Raw genomic sequence first — 7,317 nt, 5'->3', positions numbered from 1 at the left:
GAAGAAGCTCGGCTTCGAGGTCATCCTCGAAACCAATCGCGACCTGCGGCGAATGCGCCGCGCGCTCGACGATTTTCGCCTGGATGCCAAAGGCGCCGACGTGGCGCTGGTCTACTTCTCCGGCCACGGCGTGGAAATCTTGGGCGACAACCGGCTGCTCCCGATCGATGCCGACGCCTCCTCGCTCGATGCGCTGGAGAAGACCAGCCTGCCGCTGGAAGAGGTGCGCGACAGCGTGGCCGCCACGGCCAAGGTCGGCCTGATCATGCTCGACGCCTGCCGCAGCGATCCCTTCTCGGGAAGCAGCGGTGAAGGGCGCGGCGCGACATCGCTGGCAAAGGATGTCTCCGACAAGGTGAAGCCGGGTCTCGGCCGGATTGGCCGCGCCGAAAACATCCTGTTCGCCTTCTCCGCCGCACCGGGCGAGACGGCTGCCGACGGCACCGGCCAGAACTCGCCCTTCACGACAGCGTTGACCAAATATCTCGGCACCGACGGGCTCGAGATCCGCTCGGTGCTGACGCTGGTACAGCAGGAGGTCTACGATTTGTCGCGGGGCAAACAGCTGCCTTACGTCGAGAGCGGCCTGCCGAAGCTGTTTTTTGCCGCGGCCGCCAAGCAACAATTGCCGGAGCGCGAGCGCCTGTTGCTTGCCATGGCCGACGTGACGCCGGAAATGCGCGGTGAGGTCGAGCAGGTCGCCAGCGATGCCGACATGCCGCTGGCGCCTCTCTACGGCGTGCTGATCAGCTCCGACGCCAGCCACCTTTCGGCGGACAGCCTGAATGCCCGGTTGCGCGAGGCGGCCGACGCCTTCGTCAAGGTCCGCGGCGAAATGAGGACGCTGGCCTCCGATGATCCGCAGGTGACGGAATTGCGCCGGCAGGCCGAGGAGCAGCTTTCGCTCGGCGCCTTCGATGGCGCCCGCGCCATCCTCGCCAGAGCCGCCGACATCGACAATGTTTCGCGCAACGCCTTGAAGGCCAATTTCGTCAACCGCACGCTGTCCGAGGCGGCGACGCGTTTCCTGTCGGGCGGTGCGGCGCGTGCCGACCTCGACTATGCCACGGCCATCAAGGACTATGAATCGGTGCTGGTCCTCTACGGCGAGGCCGGGCAAACCGATCTGACCCTGGACCAGGCCGACCGCCAGATCCGAACGCTGGACGAGCTCGGCAAGCTCTACACCCTTGTCGGCAACACCGATGCGGCAGGCCGCGCCTTTGCAGCGCTGGTGTCCAATCTCGAGCTGCGTTCGGCCCGGGAAACCGACCCGAGCGTCAAGCGCGATTTTGCCGTCAGCCACATCAAGCTCGGCAACATCAAGCTGGCGCAAGGAGACCTGCCGGAAGCGCTGGAAAACTATCGGACCGCCAGAACCATGCTCAGGGATTTGACCGCTGCCGAACCCGATCGGCTGTCATGGTTCAGCGACTTCGCCATGGCCGACGACAAGATCGGCAATGTGCTTGTGACGCAAGGCGATCTGGCTGGGGCCTCGCAGATCTACCAGGAAGGCTTGTCGGTCAAGAAGCAGCTTGCCGACAACGAACCGGAGCGCGCCGAGCTGCAGCGTGACCTGACCATCAGCTATGACGAGATCGGCGGCCTTGCCCGGGTCATGGGGCAACTGGACAACGCCCAGATGGCCTACGAGGAGAGCCTGAAGATCCGATTGGCATTGGCCGAAAAGAAGCCGCAGGATGCCGAACGGCAGCGCGATGTGTCGGTCAGCCATGATACGATCGGCGACCTCAAGCGCGAGCGCGGCGATGCGGCGGGCGCACTCGCGTCCTATAAAGCGGGCCATGCGATCGTCGAACAATTAGTGGGCCGCGACCCCGACAACAGTGAGTTGAAGCGCGACCTGTCTGTCGGCAACGCAAAGATGGGCAATGCGCTGAGCGATCAAGAGGACTGGCCGGCAGCCCTCGCCGCCTATAGGCAAGCCCTCTCGATAGCCCGCATGCTGGCGGCCAGTGACCCTGCCAACGCCGACTGGCAACGTGACCTTTCGGTCAGCCTGGAAAAGGTCGCCGGCATTCTGGCGATTCAGGGCGACCGCGCCGGAGCGCTCAAGGCCTATACAGACAGTTTCGCTATCGCCGACCGGCTGGCCAAGCTCGACCCTGCCAATGCCGACTGGCAACGCGACCTGTCGATCACTCTGTCCGAGATCGGCATGCTCAAGGCCAAGCAGCGCGACGTCAAAGGCGCGCGGCAGGCTTTCCAGGACAGTCTCGACATCCGCCAGAAGCTCGCCCGGTCCGACCCAAACAACGCCACCTGGCAGCGCGACCTGGTGGTTGCCATGATCGACTACGCTCAGGTCGCCAAGAACCCCAAGACGGTCCTTTCGCAGGCGCTGGACATGACGCTGGAGCTCGACCGCAGAGGGCGGCTGGCGCCGCGATACAAGTTCATGATCAAGTTTCTCAGGGACCGGCTGGCCAAAGTGAAATAGGGCCTGACGGGAGGCTGCCATGGACAGCCGGCTCATTCCCCGTGAAATGCCTGCAAACCTTGGAAAAACCGCCTTTTGCGCCTATATCTAGTGCATATCAGAGGCGCGATTCGGAGCGGGTTTTTCGCGCCGTGCAAGCGGCATCCAGACAACAGGTTTTCATGAGCGATCAGATCGACAACAACAACGGCGCTGAAGCCGAATACGGCGCCGATTCCATCAAGGTTTTGAAGGGGTTGGATGCTGTCCGCAAACGCCCCGGAATGTATATCGGCGATACCGACGACGGTTCGGGCCTGCATCACATGGTCTACGAAGTGGTCGACAACGCCATCGACGAGGCGCTGGCCGGTCACGCCGATCTCGTCACCGTGACGCTCAACCCCGATGGTTCGGTCACCGTGATCGACAATGGCCGCGGAATTCCGACCGATATCCACACCGGAGAAGGCATTTCGGCGGCCGAAGTGATCATGACGCAGCTGCATGCCGGCGGCAAGTTCGACCAGAATTCCTACAAGGTCTCGGGCGGCCTGCATGGCGTCGGCGTCTCGGTGGTCAACGCGCTGTCGGCGTGGCTGAAGCTGAAAATCCGCCGCAACGGCCAGATCTTCGAGATGAGTTTCACGCATGGCAATGCCGACGCGCCGCTGAAGGCGACCGGCAGCTATGAGCAGGACAAGCAGCCGGGCACCTATGAGGGCCGCAGCGGCAGCCAGATCACCTTCTTCCCGTCGGCCGAGACCTTCACCATGGTCGAATTCGACTTCGGCACGCTGGAACACCGGCTGCGTGAGCTTGCCTTCCTCAATTCCGGCGTGCGCATCATTTTGACCGATGCCCGTCACGCCGATGTCGTGCGCCATGAGCTGCACTATGATGGAGGCCTCGAGGAATTCGTCAAATATCTCGATCGGGTCAAGAAACCGCTGATCGACAAGCCGATCGCCATCCGGGCGGAGCGCGACGGGATCACCGTCGAAGTGGCGATGTGGTGGAACGACAGCTACCACGAGAACGTGCTGGCCTTCACCAACAACATCCCTCAGCGCGATGGCGGCACGCATCTGGCCGGCTTTCGCGGCGCGCTGACGCGCCAGATCACCGGCTATGGCGAATCCTCCGGCCTGACCAAGAAGGAAAAGGTCTCGCTGATCGGCGACGATTGCCGCGAAGGCCTGACGGCGGTGCTTTCAGTCAAGGTTCCAGATCCGAAATTCTCCTCGCAGACCAAGGACAAGCTGGTCTCGTCGGAAGTCCGTCCTGTCGTCGAAGGCCTGGTCAACGAAGCGCTCGGCACCTGGCTGGAAGAACATCCGAGCGAAGGCAAGGTGGTCGTCGACAAGGTGATCCAGGCCGCGGCGGCGCGTGAAGCGGCGCGCAAGGCGCGCGATATCACCCGCAAGAGCTCGCTCGGCGTCACTTCCCTGCCCGGCAAACTGGCCGACTGCCAGGAACGCGACCCGGCGAAGTCCGAAATCTTCATCGTCGAGGGTGACTCCGCCGGCGGCTCGGCCAAGGGTGGGCGTTCGCGCCAGAACCAGGCGATCCTGCCGTTGCGCGGCAAGATCCTCAATGTCGAGCGGGCGCGCTTCGACCGCATGCTCGGCTCGGACATGATCGGCACGCTGATCACGGCGCTCGGAACCTCGATCGGCAAGGACGAGTTCAACGCCGACAAGCTGCGCTACCACAAGATCATCCTGATGACCGACGCCGATGTCGACGGCGCCCATATCAGAACCTTGCTGCTGACCTTCTTCTTCCGGCAGATGCCGGAGCTGATCGAGCGCGGCCATCTCTATATCGCCCAGCCGCCGCTCTACAAAGTGACGCGCGGCAAGAGCTCGCAATACATCAAGGACGAGAGCGCGTTCGAAGAGTTCCTGATCGGCTCGGGACTGGAGGAAGCATCGCTTACGCTCGGCTCGGGCGAGGTTCGCATCGGGCAGGACCTGCGCGGAGCCATCGACGACGCACTGGCGGTGCGCCAGCTGATCAACGGCCTGCACACGCGCTACAACAGAGGCGTCGTCGAACAGGCGGCGATCGCCGGCGGGCTCAACCCGGACGTGTTCACCGATCTCGGCCGCGCCAACGCCATGGCGGAGCGGATTGCAAAACGCCTCGACATCATTGCCGAGGACACCGAGCGCGGCTGGACCGGCCGCATGTCGACCTCGAATGAAGGTGTCGGCGGCTATGTGTTCGAGCGCACGGTGCGCAGCGTCAAGGAATACGCGCATCTCGATCTGGCGCTGATCAATTCGGCCGACGCACGCCAGCTCGACCGCTACGCACAGCGCCTCAGCGAAGTCTACGGGTCGCCGCCGGTGCTGCGCCGCAAGGATGTCTCCGAAACCATCTCGGGGCCGCTGGCGATGCTCAATGCGGTCTTTGCGACCGGCCGCAAGGGCCTGACAATGCAGCGCTACAAGGGTCTCGGCGAGATGAATGCCGAACAGCTGTGGGAAACCACGCTCGATCCGAACGTGCGCTCGCTGCTGCAGGTCAAGGTCAATGACGCGACCGACGCGGATTCGCTGTTTTCGCGGCTGATGGGCGACGAGGTCGAACCCAGGCGAGAATTCATTCAGGACAACGCACTGTCCGTCGCCAATCTGGACATCTGATATCTGGTCTGTGACATTGGCGCTGTGCGCGCCAATTGTTCGCCGGCGGCAAGAAAATCATTTTATAGTCCGCCGGAACGGAAGTCCCCTTGGAGCATTGTGACAACATCGATCACGATTTCTAACAGGAGGCCTTCATGGGACGCGGCATTTTGCTCTGGTTGCTCGGCATTCCGATCCCGATCATCATTTTGATCATGCTGTTCGCGCGATAGGGGGCTGTCATGCAGTCCACCCTATCGGCTGTCGACGTTTCCGCCTCAACCGAATCCTCCGCCACCGCCGTAAGTTGGGGGCCTATCGTCGCCGGCGCCTTCGCGGCTTCGACGCTGACCCTCATCCTCATGCTGCTTGGTTCGGGGCTGGGGTTGAGCATGGTGTCTCCCTGGTCGGGGTCTGGCACAACCGTTACCACATTCGCGGTTTCCACCGCGGTCTGGCTGGTCATCGTGCAATGGCTGTCCTCCGGCCTCGGCGGCTATCTTGCCGGACGGCTGCGCACCAAATGGGTCGGCGTTCATACCGACGAGGTCTATTTCCGTGACACCGCCCACGGTTTTCTCGCCTGGGCACTCGCCACATTGCTCGTCGTCGGCGTGCTTGGCTCAGCGCTTTCCGCGGCGATCGGTTCAGGCGTGCAGGCGGTGTCCACCGTCGCGTCCGGCGCTGCCATGGGCGCATCGGCTGGGGCCTCGGCCAATGCCGGCACCCCGTCGGTCGACAATGCGACATCCTATCTGGTGGATTCGCTGTTTCGTCCGGCCGATCCGAGCAAACTGGCGGCCGCCAATCCGGACAGTGATGCCGCGGCGGCCGGGCAGGCCTCGCGCATCCTGATCGCCGGCGCCGTGGCGGGTGAAGTGTCGGCCGAGGACAAGACATATCTGTCGCAACTGGTCGCCGCCCGCACGGGGCTTTCCGAGGCGGATGCCAAGACGCGGGTGGATGCGGTCATCGCCAAGGCTCAGGACGCCAAGGTCAAGGCGCAACAGGCCGCCGACACCGCCAGGAAGGCCGGTGCGACATTTGCCCTGCTTGGTGCGCTCTCGCTGGTCATCGGCGCCTTCATCGCCAGTGCTGCCGCGGCCCTTGGGGGCAGGCAGCGCGACGATGAGGAAGCGGTTTTTCTCACCAGCCGCTGAACTGCACTTGCAAGGCGAGTCCACTCCGGGCCGCCCGGAGTGGACATTGTTTTGAAATTGTCATGCGGCGCTGCCTCGGCCGCGTTCGCTGAAATCTGTTCCTTATTTTCGGGGAGGAATCGTCTGCGCTTCCGCTTGGCTCGGCTCCAGTTTGCGACCGAGGTCGACAGCGTCGCGCAGCACGGCAAGATGCGAGCGCGGCCGATCGCCGGCGGCGACCTCGACACCGGTCGCCGCCAACGACCAGTACAGCGTGTGGGTGAACACACGGTCGAGGCAACCGCGCAGTTCGACCTGGATGTTCTCCACGCCCGGGCCGAAATTCTCCGCCATCGGCCCGGAGATCGGATCGCCCGTCAACCAACCATTGCCGCGGTCGAAGATATTGGTCCAGCGCGTTGCCGCAAACACCGCGCCATGATGCACCGCGCGCTGCGGCTTGCCCGAAGAACGGTTGCGCCCTTCCTGATAAAGCACAGTGCCACCGGCCGCCGCTCCCTCGGCGACCGGCGGACATGCCGAGAACAGGCGCTCGGCGATGCCGCGTCTGAATTCGGCGAGATTGTGCGTCACCAGAAATTCGCTGTGGGTCAGCGGGCTGCCAAGCGTGACGAAATCGCTGATCTTCCATGGCAGATGGTTGTCGTCCTTGGTGCGCAGTTGGCGATAGAGCTCCCACTGATCGCGCCGGAACCCGGCAAGATCTTCAAGGCTGCCGGGCCATGCCGAGCCGTCGGTAACAAGCGTCGCCTTGTCGATGGCGCGGATCGCCTTCAGTTTCGCCTTGTCGCGAATGGCCTCCAGTTTTCGGGGCCTGAAATCGGCCCACAAGATCTGCAGCAGGTCATAGGCGATCATCGACCCGAGGCTGTGCGAGACCAGCACGATGCGATCGTAGGTATCGTCCATCATCAGACGCTTCAGCAGCTTCAGACCACGGCTGCGGATCAGAGCCCGCTTCTCGACGGTTGCAGCTTCAGCGCGCACATAGGCCGCGACATCGCCGAAATAGGGAAGGCCAAAACGGTCCACTGACCAGATGACGAATGAGGCCAGGATGGTGACGAGCGCGCCGACG

At 63.3% G+C, this 7,317-nt stretch carries 4 protein-coding genes; 3 read left to right on the top strand and 1 reads right to left on the bottom strand.

Translation table 11 applies throughout. The features are described from left to right. The 3 genes from EN749_RS26520 to EN749_RS26510 all read left to right on the top strand — a co-directional run. Positions 1 to 2,464: caspase family protein (locus EN749_RS26520; RefSeq protein WP_128364277.1), on the top strand; the 2,464-nt coding region annotated here is incomplete at its 5' end. 161 nt (positions 2,465 to 2,625) lie between these two features. Further along, positions 2,626 to 5,097, top strand: coding sequence for a DNA topoisomerase (ATP-hydrolyzing) subunit B (gene gyrB, locus EN749_RS26515; RefSeq protein ID WP_127322107.1), 2,472 nt, complete (start codon positions 2,626 to 2,628; stop codon positions 5,095 to 5,097). A gap of 224 nt (positions 5,098 to 5,321) precedes the next feature. Continuing rightward, a complete protein-coding gene (locus tag EN749_RS26510) occupies positions 5,322 to 6,239 on the top strand; it encodes a hypothetical protein (RefSeq protein WP_127396065.1) in 918 nt (305 codons plus the stop codon). A 102-nt stretch (positions 6,240 to 6,341) separates the two neighbouring features. On the opposite strand, the gene EN749_RS26505 is transcribed toward EN749_RS26510, so the two are convergent. After that, positions 6,342 to 7,317, bottom strand: a 976-nt coding sequence (locus EN749_RS26505) for a hypothetical protein (RefSeq protein ID WP_128364276.1), incomplete at its 5' end; no start/stop codon positions are given.

The organism is Mesorhizobium sp. M7A.F.Ca.ET.027.02.1.1 (assembly GCF_004022985.1).
Taxonomy (GTDB): Bacteria; Pseudomonadota; Alphaproteobacteria; order Rhizobiales; family Rhizobiaceae; genus Mesorhizobium.
This window is presented reverse-complemented; position numbering and strand designations above follow the sequence as displayed.

Coding starts and splice junctions, on each gene's coding strand:
- EN749_RS26510 (WP_127396065.1), top strand. CDS start 5,322: ATGCAGTCCACCCTATCGGCTGTCGACGTTTCCGCCTCAACCGAATCC.
- gyrB (WP_127322107.1), top strand. CDS start 2,626: ATGAGCGATCAGATCGACAACAACAACGGCGCTGAAGCCGAATACGGC.